Source organism: Desulfovibrio sp. (genome assembly GCF_019422935.1).
Lineage (GTDB): Bacteria > Desulfobacterota > Desulfovibrionia > Desulfovibrionales > Desulfovibrionaceae > Desulfovibrio.
On the sequence record NZ_JAHZCJ010000002.1, the window covers coordinates 413,924 to 433,720 of the forward strand.

Sequence of the window (19,797 nt, forward strand, 5' to 3'; positions counted from 1 at the left end):
CCTGCCCGCCGCGAACTTTCGGGCATCATGCCAGTGCTGGAGTCCCGGTAAAGGCCCGACCCAAGCTTACTGCTGATCAAACTTGGCGTACTTCTTGCGGAAGCGGTCAATACGACCAGCGGTATCAAGAAAACGCTGCTTGCCGGTGAAGAAAGGATGGCAAGCGGAGCAAACTTCCACGTTAACCTGTTCGCCCTTGGTGGAGAGCACGTGCTCTTCATTGCCGCAGGCGCAGGTGATGGTGGCGTTGAACACTTTGGGATGGATATCATTTTTCATGGCAGCTACCTCGTGAACGCGGCATAATCCAGCTTTTACAGCAATTCGGACGCCCGCGCGTTTTACCCTTGGCGCGGCGCAGTACCGCACAAGGGCAAGCTATATAGCCCTCTTTTGCGGCTTTGGCAAGTGCGCCGGGCAGGGTTAAGCATAAAATGGCGTTACGGCCTCTTGCGATGGGTCAGCGACAATCCATTTCGCGGCCCCTTGCGGGCAATTTGGGGGCAGCCCGGGGCAGCCTTGTGGTTGACGCGGCAAGCAGCTATAAGACCCCCATGCCTAAATCACCCAGACAACGCGCCGACCAGCTTGTATTTGAACAGGGCCTTGCGGAAAGCCGCGAGCAGGCCCGCCGCCTCATTATGGCGGGCAAGATCATTCTTGAGCAGACGGTTCCCGGTGCGCCGCCGCAGGTTGTGCCCAAACCGGGGCATCCTTTTGCCGCAGACACGGTTTTTGCCCTGCTGGAACCGGAACGCTACGTGAGCCGTGGCGCTTACAAGCTTTTGACCATCCTTGAGCATTTCAAGCTAGACGTGACCGACTTTGTGTGCCTGGACGCGGGCGCTTCCACCGGTGGCTTTACGGACTGCCTGCTGCAACGGGGGGCCAAACACGTTTATGCAGTGGATGTGGGCAAAAACCAGTTGCACGAACGCCTGCGCGCCGATGAACGGGTAGTAAACCTTGAAGGCGTCAACCTGCGCCATGCGGAGCAGAGCCTTATCCCCGAAATGGTTGATCTGGTGGTCGCGGACGTTTCCTTTATTTCGCTCACCCTCGTGCTGCCCTCGTGCATGCCCTGGCTCAAACCCGGCGGCATGCTCGCCACGCTCATCAAACCCCAGTTTGAGCTTGGCCCCGGCGAAACCGTCAAGGGCGTGGTGCGCGATGAGGCGGCCCGCCAACGCGCGGTGGACAAAATCCTGCTCTTCACCCAGGCCAATCTGGGTCTTGAATGTCAGGGGGTGCTGCCCGCAGCCATCAAGGGCCCCAAGGGCAATCAGGAATACATGGCCCTGTTTGCGCGGCAGGGTCAGGCAAGCGCGTAAGGCCGCCTATTTCTTCGGATCAGATTCCTCTGCATCCGCCGCGTCGGCATCCCCGACATTGTTCTGGACGGACGCGACAGCGGCCTTTTTTCCCGCAGGCGCAAACAGCCGCCCGCGCTGCACGGCCTTGTTGCCAAAGCGGTTGCGCAGATCGTCCAGCGCGGCATCCAGTTTTTGCCTTCTGGCCTCAACCTGCGGATCCAGCCCCTGCGTTGCGGGCTTGACCGCGCCCGGCAGGATCAGTTGCGCCACAGGCGCGTCAAAGCCTGAAACCCCAAGACCGATAAGCCGTACAGGTTGCGGCAGGGGCAGCTCGCGCAGCAGTGCGCAACCCACCTCAAAAATGGTTTCCGTGGCGTTTATGCCCTCCGGCAAGGTGCGCGAACGGGTAACCTGCCTGAAATCCGTATACTTGACCTTGAGCGTCACCGTGCGGCCCCTGTAGCCGTGCCGCCGCAGCGAGGCACCCACGCGCTCTGCATGGGCCAGCAGCATGCGCTGCAAAAAATCCCGGTCGCGCGTGTCCTCGGTAAAGGTGCATTCCGCACTTTCGCTCTTGGCGGCGCGCTCGGTTTCTATGCCGCGCGGGTCGCGCCCGTGCACGCGCTCATACAGCACACCGCCCCACTTACCGTATTTGCGCAGCATGAAGTCCAGACTGTAGCGGCGCAACTGCCCCACTGTCCGCACACCCAGACCTTGCAGGCTCTCAACCATGCGCTTGCCAACGCCGGGAATCTTGCCCACGGGCAGGGTTGCCAGAAAGTCGTCCACGTCTTCGGGCCGCAGAATGAACATGCCATCGGGCTTGTTGATGTCTGAACAAATCTTGGCAAGAAACTTCACCGGTGCGGCCCCGGCGGAACAGGTAAGCCCGCCCGTGGCCTCGCACACACGCTCCTTGATGCGCAGAAGCAGCTCTTCCAGCGAACCGAACAGCCGCTCAAGACCTGTGGCGTCCACATAGGCCTCATCCACGCTGGCCTGCTCTACAAGGGGCGAAAACTCGCCAAGGGCCGCCATGACCGCCCGCGAAAGCTCGGCATAGCGCGAGTGTCGGCCACGCACCACAATGCCCTGCGGGCAGAGCCTGCGCGCCGTTGCCATGGGCATGGCGGAATGCACCCCAAAAACGCGTGCCTCATAAGAACAGGTGGAAACCACACCCCGCTGCTCGCCGCCCACAATGACGGGCTTGCCGCGCAGGGACGGGTCGTCCATCTGCTCTACCGATGCAAAAAAGGCATCCATGTCTATGTGGATGATCATGACAACATTCCGGGCGCTGGTTTCACTATTGCGTATGGGGTTAATTTGATTCGGTGCTTATGATTTTTCTTTGCTGTTCACGTTAACGGGCAACAAGTTTCGCGTAATTCATACTTCTCAATAAGCTACGCTTAAAAAGATGGATTTTGTCCTCTGGCAAGGAAAAGGCCTGTTTCAGGACAGCAACCTACAAAGACGGTAGTCGTAGCTCGCACAGGTGTGGTTTTGTTCTCCGGCAAGGAAGAATGGCTTTTTGCGCAAGGAGTGTACAAAAAAGGTACTCGACTGAAGCAAAAAACCGTTCTGACGCCGCCGGTGGGCAAAAAAGCCCTGTGCGAGCTACGACTAGTCGAGCTTCTCGCGCACGCGTTCCAGTTCCGTCTGCACATACGCCTCCGGCGCGCCCGCCGAGCGCAGCAGATATTCCGCCATGGCCAGCGCAACTTCGCGTTCGCCGCTGAAAACGGCGTCCACTCCTTTGTCGCGCAGGGAGCGGGCCTCGCTCACAAAAGCCGTGTGCGCCAAAATACGCGCATGCGGATTCACCGCGCGCGCTATGGGCGTTACTTCGCCTGCAGATATACTGGGGGATGTCAGCAGCAGGGCCTCGGCCTTTTCCAGACCAGCCTCGCGCAAAACCTCTGCCTGCATGGCATCGCCGTGTACCACGGGCACACCTTCGGAGCGCAAAAGCCGCACGGTGTCGATATTCATTTCCACAACTACGGGCAACATACTGCTGTCCTGCAAGATACGGCAGCAACTGCGCCCAACGGGGCCGTAACCCACCACAACCACCCGCGCGCGGTTGCCTTCGTCCGGTACGATCAGACAGGCCGATGGTTCGACAGCGTTGCCGCGCTTGCGCTTCTCCCACCACAGGGCCACGTCCTTGGCCTTGCGGTACAGCATGGGGTTGAACGTGATGGAGATGATGGCCGCAGGAATGAGCGCATTGTTGACCCTCTGGTCAAAAACCCCAAGGGTGATGCCAAGCCCTGCAAGAATAAACGTAAATTCACCCACCTGCGACAGGGAGGCGGCCACTGGCAGACCCAGTTTGAGAGGCTTGCGGAACAGGCTTGTCATCAGCAGCGCCCCAAGAGGCTTCACAATCATGATGACAAAGAGGGTCGCCAGCATGAGGGGCCAGTCCTGCGCCAGCGAGGCGGGGTCAAAGAGCATGCCCACAGACACAAAGAACAGCACGGCAAAGGCATCGCGCAGGGGCAGGGCTTCGGCGGCGGCGCGGGCGCTGAACTCGGACTGCCCCACAACCATGCCAGCCAAAAATGCGCCAAGCGCCATGGACGCTCCAAAAAACTCCGCCGCCGCCACGGCAATGCCAAGGGCCAGAGCCAGCACCGCAAGAGTAAACAGATCGCGGGTGCCCGTGCGGGCCACGTAGCCCAGAAACAGCGGAATAAGCTTTTGGCCCGCCACCAGCGTAAACACCGAGAGCGCCGCCAGCTTGAGCAGGGTCATGCCCAGGGCGCTCCAGAATTCGCCGCCCGGCGACAGCACCGACGGAAGCAGCACGAGCAGCAGGATGGTAAAGATATCTTCCACCACCAGCCAGCCCAAGGCCACATGCCCGGTGGGATTGTGCAGGTCATGGTTATCTGCAAGCACTCGGGTAAGCACGACGGTACTGGCAACGGAAATAGCCATGCCGTAGACCGCGCCAGAAAGCAGATCAAAGCCGAAAAGATGCAGCAGCCCCATGCTTGCCAGCGTTGCCAGCGAAATTTGCGCAGCCGCGCCGCCAGTGGCAATGGCCCCTACGGCCAGCAGATCCTTGAGATGAAAATGCAGGCCCACGCCAAACATCAGCAGGATAACGCCGATCTCGGCGCACTGGGCCGCCGTGGACGCATCGGCCACAAAGCCGGGGGAGTGCGGGCCTACGATGATGCCTGCCAGCAGATAGCCCACAAGCGGGGAAAGGCGCAGTTTCTGCGTGATAAAACCAAGAACCAGAGCGGCGGAAAGCCCCCCGGCGAGCGTAAGAATAAGATTTACGTCATGGGGCATGGATGGTGCTCCTTTGAGGCCATAAAAAGGCAGGCCGCAAGCAGCTGAATACCCGCTCTAGAGCTGTTAACGCATGCAATGGGTCAACTGCTCCGCAAGGATTTTTCTGAAAAATCCTTGCCACGAAATGCTCTAGTCGTCGGACTTCAGCCATTGCAGCCACAGGTTGCGTCGGCGGGGGCCATCGCCCTCGCACAGATAAACGGATTGCCACGTGCCAAGGCGCAGTTCGCCCTTCTCCACAATCAACAGGAGGGATGGCCCGTGCAGGGTGGTTTTTATGTGGGCATCGCTGTTGCCCTCCGCGTGGCGGTAATCGCCATGTTCCGGGGCAAGACTGCTGAAAAAGGCCAGCATGTCGCGCCGCACGTCAGGGTCTGCGCCTTCGTTGACCGTGAGGCCGCAGGTGGTGTGCGGGCAAAACAGGGCCAGAGCGCCACTCTGCCAGCGGCCATCAGCGGCCTTGCGACGCACCAACGCGCGCAGCTCCGCCGTAATATCGACCATTTCGCACCGGCTGCGCGTGCTTATTTCAAGAGTTTCCACGACTGCCTCAGCTTGTGAATTCCAGCAGGTCGGAGCGCGCTATGCGGTCCAGTTCTTCACGCTGGTCTTCAGGCGTTTCGGTAAAGAGAAAACCAAACAGCCCGTAGCGCGTAAAATCGCTTTTGCGCACATGCAGCACACGGGCAAAGCCACGGCTCAAGGCCTCGTAATCGAAGTTGCGCACGGGCGGGCAGTTTTCCGGCTTGTTCAGCACAATGAGGGTGTAGAGTTTGCCTTCGCGCCCTGCCAGAGCCTTGTCCCAATCGGGCCGCCGCCCTTCCAAAAAGCACCCGTAGGTGTGGAAGCCCCAGGAAAACAGGGTGACGTCCGTGCAGCACCAGCCCGCAAAACGCAACGCATTGAATTCTATGGGCCGTATGCGCCCCAGGGCATCACGCCGCAGCTCCACATGGGTGGGGAAATTTCGCAGACCCAGCAAGGAGTTAACCTTGTTGAACCATGCCTCGAACTCTGCAAGGTGGGAACGTACCACAGAAGCGCCCGTGTAGTACAGGCGGTCGCTCACGTCCGAAGCGGAAGCAAATTCGTGCCGCAGGATGTTGCAGATCACTGCCTGCCCCTGCGCGTCAAAGTATACGTCCACGGCGTATTCATCGCCGTCAATGTATTCCTCAATGAGCCAGTCTTCGCTGTCCACCACACTGTCGGGGTATTGCTCGCGCCAGAGCGTTGCTTCCTGCTCAATGGCGGCAAGGGCGGCCTGCCAGTCCTCGCGGGTGCGCACAATGCGCACGCCCAGGCTGAAAAAACCTACGGAAGGCTTGACCACACAGGGCAGGCGCAGTTCTTCAAAAGGCAGGCGGCGCAGGGCATCAAGGCTGAGTCTGCGATAAAAATAATCATCGTAGAGGGGGCGCAGCAACTCGCGGGTTCTGGCCTTGTTCTTGAGCTTTTCAATGCCGCTGACAAGCTCGGCATTGTCCACATGGTCGCAAACCCATGCCAGAGAATTTTCCGAGCAGGTATAGATGCGCGGGGGCGCGCAGTCCGGGCAGGACTTGCGGCACTGGGCCGCAAATTCCGCTTCCGGAACGAGGTTCAGGGGCGCTGCGCCAGAAAGCGCACGGGCGCGGGACAAGTCCCGCGCCACAGCGTTGTCGAGCACCGGTTCCCGCCGTGCTGCCGCGTAGTCGAGCAGCTCTGGCGAGACGTATGGTTCATCAAAAATTATCATGCTCCTCCCAACACGCGGAAGTACACCGCGGGTTCCTTGAGCAGGCCTGCATCCATGGTGCGCTGGAGAGCGTCGCTCATGGCGCGGGCCGTGGTTTCGTGGGTCATGAAGACCAGCGGCACGCCGTTGCCTTCATCGCTCTTCTGGATGACCTGGGCCATGCTGATGCCCTCGGCGGCCATGCAGCCCGAAAGATCGCGCAGCACGCCGGGGGTGTCCTGCACCATAACACGCACGTAGTAGCACGAGCGCCATTCTTCCGGCGGCACAATGGAGGCCTTGGGCAGTTCCTTGCCCACAAAGCCGGTGTTGTTGGGGCGCTCATCGCGGGCAACGGCCAGCAGATCGCCCAGCACGGCTCCGGCTGTGGGCAGATCGCCCGCGCCGCGCCCGTGGAAAAACAGCGGGCCCGAGGCGTTGGCGTCCACCCGCACGGCGTTGTACACGCCGCCCACGCGGGCCAGCAAAAACTTGTGGTACACAAGGGCGGGGAATACCCCGGCTTCAAGCCGGATATTGCCTTCACCCTCAGCGCCCTCCGCGCCCGGTACCTCGCGCACCTGACCAATGAGCTTGATGCGGTAGCCAAATTCGCGCGCAAGGCGGATATCCATGCCGGAAAGCCCGCGAATGCCGCGCACTGAAAGGGCCGTGTAAGGATAGTGCACCCCGTAGGCCAGACGGATGAGCAGGATAAGCTTGTGGGCGGCGTCATGGCCGTCAATGTCCAGCGTGGGGTCGGCCTCGGCATAGCCCAGCTGCTGGGCCTGCTTGAGCGCAACATCAAAATCCATGCCGTTGCTGGTCATTTCAGACAAAATATAGTTGCTGGTGCCGTTGAGAATGCCCATGAGCGATTCAATACGGTTGCCAGTGAGGCTTTCCTTCAGCGTCTCCACAATGGGGATGGCCCCGGCCACGCTGGCTTCGTAGCGCAGGATGCGCTTTTTGCGGTCAGCCTTCTGGAACAGGGCCAGACCTTCCTCGGCCAGCAGGGCCTTGTTGGCAGTGACGATGTGTTTGCCCTGATCAAGGGCGCGGTCGATGATGGTGCGGGCATTGTCGATGCCGCCGATAAGCTCCACCAGCACGTCAATTTCAGGATCATCGGTAAGGGCGCGGTAATCGGTGGTAAGCTCGGTTCCGGCGGGCAACTGGGCGCTGCGGGCCTTGGTGGCGTTGCGCACCAGAACCTTTTTGAGCACGATGTCGCGCCCGCAACGGCGGCGGATAAGGTCGGCGTTTTCGTCAAGCAGGCGCACAAGGCCGCCGCCCACGGTGCCGAATCCGGCAAGGCCCACTACCAGGGGTTTATCGCTGTTCTTTGTCATGTCGCCTCCGAATCTGCTGCCTAACCCCGGTCTGTCCGCCGCGGGCCTGCGCGGTTGTTGGCCGTATACGGCCTTATGGTTGCTGCGGCGGGGCCGGAAAACCTCCCGACCCCGCCGATTTCAGTTGTTCTGACCTCGTTTCATCCAGTCCGAAAAACGGTTTTTTGAAAACGAGATTTTGCTCCCTGGCGAGAAAACGGCCCGTTTCAGGCCAGGGATAGTACATGCTGGTACAGACCTGGACTGAAACGGGCCGTTGACGCTGTCCAGGGGATAAATAATTCATTCAAAACCTGTTTTGCCATCTTGCGAATTTTTGCCTTCCGGCAAGGAAGGCGGGCTTTTTATGCAGGGAATGTACCCTGATGGTACTCGACCGGAATAAAAAGACCGCCTGACGCCGCCGGAAGCAAAAAGACGCAGAGGGCGAAACAGGTTTAGTCGGAGACGCCCGACAACAACCGACGCATACTGCTAATAGCCTGCCGCGTGCGGTGTTCGTTTTCAATAAGGGCAAAGCGCACGTATTCGTCGCCGTAGGAGCCGAAGCCCAGACCCGGCGAAACAGCCACGTGGGCCTCCTGCAACAGCAGCTTGGAAAATTCCACGGAGCCCATCTTGCGGAAGGGTTCGGGAATGTGCGCCCACACAAACATGGTCGCCTTGGGCGAGGGAGTTTCCCAGCCGATGCGGTTCAGGCCCTCGATGAGGCGGTCGCGCCGTTCCTGATACACGTCGCGGATCTGGTGCACGCAGTCTTCCGGGCCGTTGAGGGCCACGGTGGAGGCAATCTGGATGGGCTGGAACATGCCGTAATCCAGGTAGCTCTTGATGCGTGCCAGGGCATGGATAAGATCCTTGTTGCCCACGGCAAAACCCACGCGCCAGCCGGGCATGGAATAGCTCTTGGACAGGGAGTAGAATTCCACGCCCACATCCTTGGCGCCCTTGGCCTGCAAAAAGCTGGGGGCCTTGTAGCCGTCAAAAACCAGATCGGCGTAAGCCAGATCATGCACAACCCAGATGTGGTTTTCCTTGGCGAAATCCACGATCTTCTGGAAGAATTCCAGATCCGTCACTTCGGTGGTGGGGTTGTGCGGATAGCAGATAAAAAGCACCTTGGGCTTGGGCCAGGCCTGACGCATGGCGGCCTCAAGATCTTCAAAAAAGTTACGGCCAGGGCCGATAGGCACGCTGCGCACGTCGGCGCCTGCAATGATGGGCGCGTACTTGTGGATGGGATACGTCGGGTCGGGTGCGAGCACCACATCGCCAGGCTCGAGAATGGCCAGCGAAAGGTGGGCCAGACCTTCCTTGGAACCCAGGGTCACGATGGCTTCGCTGTCAGGGTCGAGCTGCACGCCGTAGTGGCGCGCATAGCGATCACAGATGGCTTTGCGCAGGTTCGGAATACCGCGCGAAAGCGAGTAGCGGTGGTTCACCGGCTTCTGTGCTGCCTCAACAAGCTTTTCGACGATGGGTGCGGGCGTTGCGATGTCCGGATTGCCCATGCTGAAGTCCACGATGTCGATATTCTGCCGACGCAGCCGCATTTTGAGGTCTCCCACCACCGCAAAAACATAGGGGGGGAGGCGGCGAATCCGCGAAAACTCTTCCATGTCTGATAGCTCCTAAGTTGATCGACATGCAGTCTGTCCCATGCGCTCGCAACAGGTCACGCCCGCACCATGCAGGCATGGACTCCACCCTGCCGCGCAGCCCCACAGGAAGCCAGTGCGTTTACCGGCGCTCACAAGTCGCCGGAAACGATTTTGTCATGCCGCAGCATAGCCAGCCGCGCGCCTGTTTGTAAAGCATTGCGGGCCGCCGAACCCCTTGATGGGGCATGTTTTTTATATGGTTTCCGGCGGAATGCCGCCAAGTGCGCTTTGCCTTCCGCGCATAGTTGTGTATCCTTGATAAATATCTTGATTCCTGCGGAGGCAAACCATGGAAGATCATATTCGCTTTGACAGGCAAAATCTTGCGCTGCACCTGCTTGACCAGCGCTTGCTGCCAGAGCAGGAAACCGAAGTGATCTGCCGCAATACAGACGACATTGTATCGGCTTTACAAACCATGGTTGTACGCGGGGCTCCGGCCATCGGCGTCACTGCGGCCTGGGGCTGCGCCCTTGCGCTGAACGAAACCAGCGGCCCCGGCTGGGCCACCCAGCTTGAGGAACTGCTTGACCGCATCGCCAATGCCCGGCCCACAGCCGTAAACCTGCGATGGGCCGTTGAACGCATGCGTAAATGCTGGTGGAAGGCCATCAACAGCGGGCCCGGCGACCGCGAACCCCTGCTCACGGCCTTTCTTGACGAGGCCGCCAGAATGCAGACCGAAGATGTGGAAGCATGCAAAACTCTGGGCCGTTTTGGCGCGGATTGCCTGAAAGACGGAGACACCGTGCTCACCCACTGCAATGCCGGAGCACTGGCCACTGCTGGCTATGGCACCGCGCTTGGGGTTATTCGTGGCGCTGTGGAGCAGGGCAAACGCATCAAAGTCATTGCCGATGAAACGCGGCCCTTCCTCCAGGGCGCGCGCCTCACGGCCTGGGAGCTGCACAAGGACAATATCCCCGTTACCGTTGCCTGCGACAATGCCTGCGCGCTCCTCATGAGCAAGGGGCTTGTGCAGTCTGTGGTGGTGGGGGCCGACCGCATTGCCGCCAACGGCGACGCGGCCAACAAGATCGGCACCTATGGCGTTGCCCTGCTGGCAAAGCATTTCAATATTCCCTTCTACGTGGCTGCCCCGCTCTCCACCATTGACCCCACAACGCCCGACGGCAGCGGCATTCCCATTGAGCAGCGCCCGGAACGCGAGGTCACCCATGTGGGCGATACACGTCTTACACCCGCAGATGTGCCCGTGTACAATTTTGCCTTTGACGTAACCCCCGCAGAGCTTATCACTGGCATCATCACCGAGAAAGGCGTGTTGCAGCCGCCCTACGGGCTTGCCATCTGGGCGGCCCTCAACGAGGCCAGCGCCGCGCCCGAAGCCGATGACGCCGGGATTATTGAGCGTTAGGGGTTCTGCATGAAAGAGCTTGTTCTTGTCATTGGCCCTGCACTGCCGGATGCGGCACGTGCGCTGTGCACGACCCAGGGCTACAGCCCCAGCGGCAAGGCCGAAACGGAATCAGGTCAGGCCCTGCCCCAACGGATTGTTGCGCACTGGGACGGATGGGAAGCGCCCAATGGCGAAATTTCGCTGTCTGCGCGCCTGCGCGATGAACTGACGACCATCCGCGCCGAGCATATGGCCTGGGCGTACGATATGGGCCGCATGCGCGTTGGCGGGCGCGAGGTGCAGCAGCATCTGCGCTGCGGCGAAAAGCTCTCCATGTGGTGGTGTTCGCTGCTGTACGAGCGCCATCCCAAGATGACGCCCGGTCTCTACACTGTGTACAAGCTACGCGCCCTTGAGCGCCTCATGGACGAGGGCGGATTTGCCTCCCTGCGCGTTTTTGGCGGGGATGAAGACCTGCGCGGCGCGCTTGCGCGCATGTGCAAGGCAGGGCACAGGCTGTTTGCGGAATGCAGCGAAGCTCCGGTTCCGCTTGAGCCAGCCTGCAGTCTGCTGCGTAAGGTTTATGACGCAACACCTCCTCCCTTGCGCGCGCTGGCCCGTTACGCCCACTGGTGGTGGACTGTACGCCGCCACCTGCCGCCGGTTTCGGCCAAAAACCCGCTACCGCCCGTTCAGGGGCAGGCTGCCACCATTGCCACCTACTTTCCCAATGTGGACATGAAAGCTGCGGAAAATGGCCGCTACCGTTCCCGCTACTGGGAGAGCCTGCACGATGCGCTGAACGCCACCGCCGAGGTGGAAACGCAGAAACAGGGGAAGGCCGGAAAGAATGCCCCGACCGCCGGGCACTTTGTGCGCTGGCTTTTCATCCGCTTTCCCGCGCCCCAGCTCAGTCTGGCCCAGTGCATTGCCCTGCGCGACCGCTTTCGCCGTGAAGGCAGGGACGGCGCGAGCTTTCATTATCTTGAAGAATTTCTGACCACAGGCGACCTCATAGCCGCCCTGTTCCGCTACGCGCGCCTGTGCCTTGCCAGCCTGCGGCTGGAAAAAGAAGCCCGCGCGGCCTTTCGTTTTGCAGGCTCGCAGATTGATTTCTGGACCTACCTCGGCCCCTACTGGGCGGAATCATTCCGGGGCTGGCGCTGCCTTGAACGCTGCCTGCAACACCGGGCATTCAAGCGATACGCCGCCATGGCCGGCCCGCAGCGCTGGACGCTCTTTCCGCTGGAAAACTGCCCATGGGAACGTATGCTTACCCAGACCATGCACGAGGCGGACAACGGCCCTGTCATCGGCGCGCAGCATTCCACCATCCGGCCCACAGACTTTCGCTATTTTGACGACCCGCGCACCTTTACGGGAGAGTTGGCAAAATTTCAGCCCGATATGCTGCGGGGCAACGGGCAGTCCGCCTGCTCGCAGTGGCGCGAGGCAGGAGTGCCCGCCGAGCGTTTGGGCGAAGTGGAAGCCCTGCGTTACCTCTATCTGGCCCACAATGAAGCGCAAAATGCCACTTCTGCGAGCCATGACTCCACACCTGCTTTCCGGCGATTGCTGGCCGTAACCAGCTTTTTTGCGGACGAAACCGAGGCCCATCTGGCCCTGCTTGCCCGTTCGCTGCATGCAGGCCTGCTTGACGGCTGGGAAATCCGCGTAAAGCCGCACCCCTACCTGCCGGTTCAGGAAAGGCTGAAGGCCTTGCTGGGCCGCCGTGCGCAGGATGTGCAAGTGGTGGACGGCCCCATTGCCGACCAGCTTGCTCCCGGCGTGGTGGTCTGGGCCTCCAATTCCACCACCGTGGCGCTTGAAGCCGCCATCAAGGGACTGCCCGTGGTGGCCATGCTGCCCACAGATGACTTTGACCTCTGCCCCCTGCAAGATGTAGCCAGCCTGCCGCGCACCGGCAGCGTGGACGATGTGGCCTGCGCGCTGCGAACTGCAGCGCCTCTGCATCTTCCACCTGAATATCTTGACCTGAACGTCGATCTTCCCAGATGGGAAACACTGCTGCACCTGAGAGGAAAACCATGAGTACGCATGACAGAGTGGCCGCCCTGGTACGCCACTACTATTGGGACAGAGATCTCAACTGCGCCCGCACAACCCTGCGTTGTCTGGAAACTGTTCTCAAAGAACCGCTGCACCCGCAGGTTTACACTGCCACAGTGGGTTGCCACGGCGCTGGCGGCACAGGCGGACAGTGCGGCCTTGTGGAGGGCGGTTTACTGCTTATCGGCCTGCGCGGTGCAGAACTGGGCAAGGAAGAATCAGAAATTGTTGATCTGTGCGCCAGGTTTGCAACCCAGTTCACTGAACGCTTCGGCAGCCTCTCCTGCAAGGATTTGCGGCCTGGTGGCATCCACCCCAATGATCCCCCGCATCTGTGTGAATCCGTTTCGGTTGACGCCATATGTTTTTTGCATGACTTTCTTGACGAAATGACACAATCTGCCGAGCCAAACCGCAGAAAATCTGGATTTGAAGCCGATACGGCAGAATAGGGCTTAAATTTCACCCTTTGACAACAATGCCCGGAGCGAATAGGTTCCGCGCAGATGGCCTTTTGCGGCCATGCACTTTTTATGCGCCTGCCTTCTGGCAGGCGGTCACCCTCAACCCTATGGAAGGAGCATCCTACATGTCGTCCGACAGTTGCCACAGTTCCCCTTCGGAACCTGACAGTTTACGTCGCACCACTCTTTCCACGCCATTCCGTTCCCGTAGCTGAAAATCTTCCTGCGGGTAACGCGTTGTGCGTGTTCCCAGGAGGATTTTATGGTTCTGCGCTCTTTTCTGCCGCACGGCCTTGTTGTGCCGTTTACCCGCTTTTTTGGCCGCAAAGGCCCCGCTGCTGCACATACCGTCAGCACTGAACTGGTTCGCCAGGCGGCAACCCGCCTGCTGGATGCCGCCCGCGTTGAGCCGGACGAAGCCCTGCAGACGTTCAACTCCTCGCCCGATGGCCTCACCCGCCATCTGGTGCATGAGATGCGCCACAAGTACGGGGCTAATATCCTTGCCGCCAAGGGCAGGGACAGCCTGCCCAAACGCCTGTTCACCTCGTTTATCAATCCCTTCAGCGTTGTGCTCTTGCTGCTGGCCTGCATCTCGTTCTTTACCGACTATTTGCTGGCAGCTGCTGGAGAAAAAGACCTCACCGCCGTTATCATCGTGACGGTCATGGTCTGCATCAGCGGTGTGCTGCATTTCGTGCAGGAGGCCCGCTCCGGCAATGCCGTGGCCCGCCTTGAATCGCTGGTCAAAACCACCATTGAAGTGGTGCGCGAGGGCGAGGGTAAGGAACTGCCCATCAATTCGCTGGTGGTGGGCGATGTGGTGCGCCTGGCCGCAGGCGACATGATCCCCGCCGACATGCGGATTCTGCGGGCCAAGGATCTTTTTGTCAGCCAGTCTTCCCTCACGGGCGAGAGCGAACCGGTGGAAAAGTTCCCCCATGCCCTGCCCGCCGACACTGCCGCCGCCTCGCCCCTTGATTGCGACAATCTGGCCTTTATGGGCAGCAACGTTGTCAGCGGCGCGGCCTACGGCCTTGTGCTGGCTGTGGGCGGAGCATCACTTTTTGGCTCCCTTGCGCGCCAGATCGCGGCTACAACCACGCCCACCAGCTTTGACAAAGGCGTGAATTCCGTTTCCTGGCTGCTGTTACGCTTCATGATCTGCATGGCCCCGGTGGTGCTTTTTATCAACGGCTTCACCAAAGGCGATTGGGTGGAAGCCGCCTTGTTTGCCCTTTCCGTTGCCGTGGGCCTCACGCCCGAGATGCTGCCCACCGTGGTATCCGCCAATCTGGTACGCGGAGCCGTGTTTATGGCCCGCAAAAAGGTGATTGCCCGCCGCCTCAACGCCATCCAGAACCTTGGGGCCATGGACGTGCTGTGCACCGACAAGACGGGCACCCTCACGCAGGACAGGATTGTGCTCGAGTATTCGCTCGATATCCACGGCACGGAAGACGCACGAGTACTGCGTCACGCCTTTTTGAACAGCTGGTTCCAGACCGGCCTCAAAAACCTGCTGGACGCTGCCATCGTCAACCACGCCGATGAACTGAGCATGCAGCCCCTGCGCAAGGAATACAGCCTTGTGGACGAAATGCCCTTTGATTTCAGCCGCCGCCGCATGAGCGTGGTGGTGGCAGACAAAACGGGCAAAACCCAGATCATCACCAAGGGCGCGCTGGAAGAAATGCTCACCGTGTGCGCCTATGCCGAATACCATGGACAGGTCGAACCGCTCACACCAGAACTCCAGGCCGAAATACTGGAGCGCGTACGCCGTTACAACAACGACGGCATGCGTGTGGTGGGCGTGGCGCACAAAACCATGTCCGCGCCGGGCGGCGTTTTCTCTGTGGCGGACGAAAAAGACATGGTGCTGCTGGGCTATCTGGCCTTTCTTGATCCGCCCAAGGATTCCGCATCAAAGGCGCTGGCCGCGCTCAACGAGCACGGCGTGCGCGTAAAGGTGCTGACAGGCGACAACGATGCCGTCACCCGCAGTGTGTGCCGTCAGGTGGGTCTGCCGGGCAAAAATATCCTGCTGGGCGGGGAAATTGAGGAGATGGACGACGAGGCCCTGAAAGCCGCTGTTGAGCAAGCCGACATTTTCGCCAAGCTCAGCCCGCGCCAGAAGGCCCGCATTGTGACCTGCCTGCGCGGCAACGGGCATGTGGTGGGCTTTATGGGCGACGGCATCAACGACGCCCCGGCCATGAAGAACGCCGACGTAGGTATTTCCGTTGATTCCGCCGTGGACGTGGCGCGGGAATCTGCGGGCGTCATCCTGCTGGAAAAAGACCTCACCGTGCTTGAGGCCGGGGTGATGGAAGGCCGCCGCACTTATGCGAACATAATCAAATACATCAAGATTACGGTCAGTTCCAACTTCGGCAACATGTTTTCCGTGCTGGCGGCCAGTGTATTTCTGCCGTTCTTGCCCATGACTCCCCTACAGATTCTGGTGCTCAACCTGCTCTACGACGTTTCGTGCACGGCCATGCCCTGGGACAATGTGGATGAGGACTTTCTGCGCAAGCCCCGCAACTGGAATACGGACAGCATCCGGCGTTTCATGTTCTGGCTCGGGCCTACCAGCTCGGTCTTTGACCTCACGACATATGCCCTGCTGTTCTGGGTGATCTGCCCTGCCGTGGTGCCCATGCCTGCAGGCGGCTGGCAAGTCATGAGCAGCACCGATCAGGCGAGCTTTGCCTCCTTGTTTCAGGCTGGCTGGTTTGTGGAATCGCTGTGGACGCAGACCATGGTCATCCACATGCTGCGCACCCCGGGCATTCCCTTGCTGCACAGCCGCGCCGCATGGCAGGTAACCCTGCTCACAGGTCTTGGCGTTGCCGTGGGCACGGCCATTCCCTTTACAGCGCTGGGTCAGGGGCTGGATATGGGCGCGCTGCCCGCCAGCTACTTCCCCTGGCTGGCGGCAGTGCTTGTGGGGTATCTGACCCTGGCCACGCTGGTAAAGCGGGCCTTTATGCGCCGCTATAACACATGGTTATAACAAGAACTGCGGTCAGGGGGCTGGTTTCAACCCCCTGACCGCAGCACGAAAAAAAGCAGTCATTTGTTCCCGGCAAGGCTGCCTTAAACAGCCAGCGGGTAAAAGAACTGTTAGCGTTTGCTGTCAAAAAATTCCTTCTGATCTCCCACTCCATACAAAAACGCACCCCGATGGTCGGCGGTGTCGCCAGCATACACGGCCTCAGCCCTGGCTCCCCCGGCGGTGATGGTGTAGCCCACGGCAAGGGTGGACACGTAGGGCGGCATGACCTCATCTACCTTGCCGTAATAGTAGCGGCAGGGCGTTGCCGAGCGCCACATGAAGGCCTGATTGTCACGCAACTTGCGGAAAAATGAGTCCATACCCGCCGAGGATTGCGCCGCAACTTCCGTCTGCACCAGATCGGCAATCTTGGCGGGTAGCTGCGGTTGCAACTCTTCCCAGCCAATCTTGTTCTCGTAAAAATCGCGGCAGGCAGCCTGATACTCGGGCCTGATGATGGTCTGCGGCAGGCCGGGCATGTCATAATAGTAGGCATAGGAATAGGTAAACAGAATAACGCTCCCCGCGAGCCACGTGGCGTCAAGCGATGAGGGGTTGTTTATCCAGCGGGTCAGCAGCAGGTACAGATCTGCTGGCGTAGCAGCCGTTGCCGCAGCCTTGACGGGCATGTTCCGGGATTCGAGCCGGTGGCGGAATTGCTGGGTGCTCCAGCTGCCCTGCGACCAGCCGCTGAGATAGAGGCCATCCTCTTCAATGCCCAGATCCGCCAGCACCGCGCGGGCGGCAAAAAGCATATCCATGCAGGCCTGCACTGTTGCCTCGCGCACCATGTAGCTGTCCGGTTCTGTGGAGTCACCCTTGCCTATATAATCCGCCGCGATCACCACATAACCGTTCCCCGCCAAGCGCGCGGTGACAATGCGCGTTTCGTCCGATTCTTCGGGGCGGGAGGGCACTGCCGTGCGGGTAAATACCGTGCCGTGCTGATACGAAACCACGGGCAGCTTCTTTTGGGCTATTTGCGGCACAGCCACAAGGCCGGAAGCCAGAGTGGGCCGATTGCCCTGTTCCGGAATCACAGTCATGTACTGCACCTTGTACAGGCTTACGCCATTGGCGGCTTCCGGGTACTGCATCTTGAAATTGCTGAATGCCGCCACTTCTGACGTAAGAATTTTATTCAGCCGTTCAACGTTGTAGTCGCCGATGTGCGTATAGCGCACGCCGGAGGCTACGTCCTTGTAATCTGCCGCACTGGCAGTTGCTGCCAGCAGCATGAACAAAAGAGCAATGATTGTGGTCTGCCGCATGGAGCCTCCGGGTTTGCTGGTGTTTTTTCCACACTACTGATGCAGCGTTCTTTTGCAAGCCTCTGTGCCGCACCCCAAAAGCTGGCCGGAAAACCTGATGAAAAGGGGGCCCTGCCATGCGGCAAGTCCCCCCCTTGGTATGTACAGACCGGCGGGCTAATGCCCGGATTTCAAACTGCTGATAAGTCCGCGCAGCACCTGAGCCTGCCGGGCCATGTCGGAAACCGCCCCGGCAGAATGCTGCATGGCGGAGCTGGTTTCGAGCGAAATACGGTTCACGTCTTCAATAGAGCGGTTGATCTCCTCGCTGGTGGAGGATTGTTCTTCCGCAGCTGTGGCGATGGATTGCACCTGCTGGGCCGTGGCGTCCACCAGATTCACAATTTCATGCAGGGCCTCACCCGAAGTGCCCGCGAGCGTGGTGGCCGTATCAATCATGTTCACAACCTGCTCCACGTTGCCCACATTTTTGCGGGTGCCGTTCTGGATATCGCGGATGGCGTCGCCCACTTCCTTGGTGGCGGTCATGGTCTTTTCCGCCAGTTTACGCACCTCGTCGGCAACCACGGCAAACCCACGCCCGGCCTCGCCAGCGCGCGCCGCTTCAATGGCCGCATTGAGGGCCAGCAGATTGGTCTGGTCTGCAATGTCCGAAATAACACCCAAAATCTGCCCCGTACTCTCGGCCTGCTTGCCGAGCGTGGTCATCTCCGATTTCAGTTCCACGGCGCGGGTCTGGATACGGCTGATATCCTTTACCACACTGGCAACCACATCGGCGCCGCTTTCAGCCTTGCTCTTGGCAGCTTTGGCGGATTCCGCTGCCTGCCCGGCGTTGCGCGCTACTTCAAGCACGGTGGCGTTCATTTCTTCCATGGCTGTGGCTGTTTCGCCCACTCGAGCGGTCTGGCTCTCAGAGCCGCGGCTGGCCTGTTCCACCTGGGCCGAAAGTTCTTCAGAAGCCATAGTTACGGCCTCCACAACACCTTCAAGCTCGGTGGCGGCATGCTGCATGCCGTCGGCCTTGGCCTGTTCCGCAGCAATACGAGCGGCTTCGGCCTCTTTTGTTGCGCTGGCTGCGCGCTCTGATTCTTCCTGGGCCAGGCGACTTTTTCCGTCAGCCTCGGCTATCTTGTCTTTAAGGCTGCCCACCATGCTGCGCAGACTGTCTGCCAGATGGCCAATTTCATTGCGCCGCACCAGCGTCAGGCTGCGGTCAAGCTCGCCCTCCGCCACTGACCGTGCATAGGATTCCAGCTCTTGCAAGGGTTTGACGATGATCTTTTCAAGGGCCAGCAGGGTAATGCCCACAAGCAGCAGGATTGCGGCAAAGCCCGCGCCAACCATGAGGTTGCGCTGATTGTTGGCCGAGGCTTCGATCTCCGCGCGATCCATGGTGATGACGACCTTCCAGTTCCAGCCCGGGACCGGCGCCCATGCCAGCATTTTTTCCACACCGCCACGGGTGAAGGGTTCCACGCCCGACGGCGTGGCAAGGATATGGGCAATGCCTTCTTCCTTGGAAACATCCTTGAGTACGCGCTCGCTGTCAGGGTGCCCGACCATGACGCCCGTGGGCGCGACAATAAACGGATAGCCCGTTTTGCCCAGATGGATGTCGTTAATGTAGTTTTCCATCAGGCCGTCAATGGCATAGGCCATGCCCACACCGCCAATGACCTTGCCGCTGTCGTCCACTATGGCATCGGCAACGCCTACAATGGGCTTGCCCGTGATCGCACTCTTTGACGGCGTGTCGCTCAGGCCGGGTTTACCTTTGAACGTCTGGCGAATGTACTCGCGGTGGGCAAAGTTTTTGAGGCTGCCTTCCTTGCCATGCACACGGTTGATCAGCTGGGTGCCTTCCGTGTCAAACAGAAAGAAGGAGTTTACTTCATCAGCCGAGCGTGACATGGCCGAGAGGAAGCCTGCGGCCTCGCCATTATCGTGCCGGTTACGCAAATATTCCTTGAGGGCAGGTTGCAGCACCGCTCCGTGCAGGACCATCTGCTGCTGTTCGCCAAAGTCGCCCAGCGACTTGGCAATGGTGCCAGCCAGGAGGCGCATCTGATCAACGCTTGACGTCAGGCTGGCCTCATAGCTGTAACGGGCGACCACGACAATCAGGGCCGACTGCACCGCAAATACCACCCCGCCCACAAGAAGCATCATCGCCATTCTGATGCTGCGTACCGACATAA

General features: G+C 59.9%; 14 protein-coding genes. 5 read left to right on the plus strand and 9 right to left on the minus strand.

Annotation, left to right across the window (positions count from 1 at the left end; all coding sequences use genetic code 11):
- Positions 1-66: 66 nt before the first annotated feature.
- The gene (gene rpmE / locus QZ383_RS04950) at positions 67-279 is read right to left on the minus strand and encodes a 50S ribosomal protein L31 (protein ID WP_192113503.1); all 213 of its coding nucleotides are present in this window, start codon (positions 277-279) and stop codon (positions 67-69) included.
- A 275-nt stretch (positions 280-554) separates the two neighbouring features.
- Between rpmE and QZ383_RS04955 the strand changes: the two genes are divergently transcribed.
- Positions 555-1,331, plus strand: coding sequence for a TlyA family RNA methyltransferase (locus tag QZ383_RS04955; protein WP_291443534.1), 777 nt, complete (start codon positions 555-557; stop codon positions 1,329-1,331).
- Between the two features lie 6 nt (positions 1,332-1,337).
- Here the strand turns inward: QZ383_RS04955 and QZ383_RS04960 are convergent, their stop codons facing one another.
- The 6 genes from QZ383_RS04960 to QZ383_RS04985 all read right to left on the minus strand — a co-directional run bounded on the left by QZ383_RS04960 (position 1,338) and on the right by QZ383_RS04985 (position 9,325).
- On the minus strand, positions 1,338-2,636 hold the full coding sequence (locus tag QZ383_RS04960) for a DNA polymerase IV (RefSeq protein ID WP_291443691.1): 1,299 nt from the start codon (positions 2,634-2,636) through the stop codon (positions 1,338-1,340).
- Positions 2,637-2,945: 309 nt separating this feature from the next.
- Complete coding sequence (locus tag QZ383_RS04965; protein WP_291443536.1) at positions 2,946-4,634, minus strand: cation:proton antiporter; 1,689 nt, start codon at positions 4,632-4,634, stop codon at positions 2,946-2,948.
- 132 nt (positions 4,635-4,766) lie between these two features.
- A complete protein-coding gene (locus tag QZ383_RS04970) occupies positions 4,767-5,180 on the minus strand; it encodes a secondary thiamine-phosphate synthase enzyme YjbQ (protein WP_291443538.1) in 414 nt (137 codons plus the stop codon).
- Between the two features lie 7 nt (positions 5,181-5,187).
- Positions 5,188-6,375, minus strand: a complete 1,188-nt coding sequence (locus tag QZ383_RS04975; protein ID WP_291443540.1) for an ATP-grasp domain-containing protein — start codon at positions 6,373-6,375, stop codon at positions 5,188-5,190.
- Complete coding sequence (locus tag QZ383_RS04980) at positions 6,372-7,706, minus strand: homoserine dehydrogenase (RefSeq protein WP_291443542.1); 1,335 nt, start codon at positions 7,704-7,706, stop codon at positions 6,372-6,374. The genes QZ383_RS04975 and QZ383_RS04980 overlap by 4 nt, the downstream gene beginning before the upstream one ends.
- 437 nt (positions 7,707-8,143) lie before the next feature.
- On the minus strand, positions 8,144-9,325 hold the full coding sequence (locus QZ383_RS04985; RefSeq protein ID WP_291443544.1) for an aminotransferase class I/II-fold pyridoxal phosphate-dependent enzyme: 1,182 nt from the start codon (positions 9,323-9,325) through the stop codon (positions 8,144-8,146).
- 331 nt (positions 9,326-9,656) lie between these two features.
- On the opposite strand from QZ383_RS04985, the gene mtnA reads away from it, so the two are divergent.
- The 4 genes from mtnA (at position 9,657) to mgtA (ending at position 16,283) form a co-directional block, all read left to right on the plus strand.
- Positions 9,657-10,745 carry an S-methyl-5-thioribose-1-phosphate isomerase gene (gene mtnA, locus QZ383_RS04990; RefSeq protein WP_291443545.1) on the plus strand — a complete coding sequence of 363 codons (1,089 nt, stop codon included), beginning with the start codon at positions 9,657-9,659 and terminating at the stop codon, positions 10,743-10,745.
- A 9-nt stretch (positions 10,746-10,754) separates the two neighbouring features.
- Positions 10,755-12,779: a TIGR04326 family surface carbohydrate biosynthesis protein gene (locus tag QZ383_RS04995; protein ID WP_291443546.1), complete on the plus strand. Its 2,025-nt coding sequence runs from the start codon at positions 10,755-10,757 to the stop codon at positions 12,777-12,779.
- Positions 12,776-13,249 carry a C-GCAxxG-C-C family (seleno)protein gene (locus tag QZ383_RS05000; protein WP_291443548.1) on the plus strand — a complete coding sequence of 158 codons (474 nt, stop codon included), beginning with the start codon at positions 12,776-12,778 and terminating at the stop codon, positions 13,247-13,249. The genes QZ383_RS04995 and QZ383_RS05000 overlap by 4 nt, the downstream gene beginning before the upstream one ends.
- 274 nt (positions 13,250-13,523) lie before the next feature.
- Positions 13,524-16,283, plus strand: a complete 2,760-nt coding sequence (gene mgtA / locus QZ383_RS05005; RefSeq protein WP_291443550.1) for a magnesium-translocating P-type ATPase — start codon at positions 13,524-13,526, stop codon at positions 16,281-16,283.
- Between the two features lie 110 nt (positions 16,284-16,393).
- Here mgtA and QZ383_RS05010 read toward each other — a convergent pair whose 3' ends face one another.
- Both QZ383_RS05010 and QZ383_RS05015 read right to left on the minus strand, forming a co-directional pair.
- The gene (locus QZ383_RS05010; protein WP_291443551.1) at positions 16,394-17,596 is read right to left on the minus strand and encodes a hypothetical protein; all 1,203 of its coding nucleotides are present in this window, start codon (positions 17,594-17,596) and stop codon (positions 16,394-16,396) included.
- A 156-nt stretch (positions 17,597-17,752) separates the two neighbouring features.
- Positions 17,753-19,795, minus strand: a complete 2,043-nt coding sequence (locus QZ383_RS05015; protein ID WP_291443553.1) for a methyl-accepting chemotaxis protein — start codon at positions 19,793-19,795, stop codon at positions 17,753-17,755.
- Positions 19,796-19,797: the final 2 nt, after the last annotated feature.

Coding starts and splice junctions, on each gene's coding strand:
- rpmE (WP_192113503.1), bottom strand. CDS start 279: ATGAAAAATGATATCCATCCCAAAGTGTTCAACGCCACCATCACCTGC.
- QZ383_RS04955 (WP_291443534.1), top strand. CDS start 555: ATGCCTAAATCACCCAGACAACGCGCCGACCAGCTTGTATTTGAACAG.
- QZ383_RS04965 (WP_291443536.1), bottom strand. CDS start 4,634: ATGCCCCATGACGTAAATCTTATTCTTACGCTCGCCGGGGGGCTTTCC.
- QZ383_RS04975 (WP_291443540.1), bottom strand. CDS start 6,375: ATGATAATTTTTGATGAACCATACGTCTCGCCAGAGCTGCTCGACTAC.
- QZ383_RS04980 (WP_291443542.1), bottom strand. CDS start 7,706: ATGACAAAGAACAGCGATAAACCCCTGGTAGTGGGCCTTGCCGGATTC.
- QZ383_RS04985 (WP_291443544.1), bottom strand. CDS start 9,325: ATGGAAGAGTTTTCGCGGATTCGCCGCCTCCCCCCCTATGTTTTTGCG.
- mtnA (WP_291443545.1), top strand. CDS start 9,657: ATGGAAGATCATATTCGCTTTGACAGGCAAAATCTTGCGCTGCACCTG.
- QZ383_RS04995 (WP_291443546.1), top strand. CDS start 10,755: ATGAAAGAGCTTGTTCTTGTCATTGGCCCTGCACTGCCGGATGCGGCA.
- QZ383_RS05000 (WP_291443548.1), top strand. CDS start 12,776: ATGAGTACGCATGACAGAGTGGCCGCCCTGGTACGCCACTACTATTGG.
- mgtA (WP_291443550.1), top strand. CDS start 13,524: ATGGTTCTGCGCTCTTTTCTGCCGCACGGCCTTGTTGTGCCGTTTACC.
- QZ383_RS05010 (WP_291443551.1), bottom strand. CDS start 17,596: ATGCGGCAGACCACAATCATTGCTCTTTTGTTCATGCTGCTGGCAGCA.
- QZ383_RS05015 (WP_291443553.1), bottom strand. CDS start 19,795: ATGTCGGTACGCAGCATCAGAATGGCGATGATGCTTCTTGTGGGCGGG.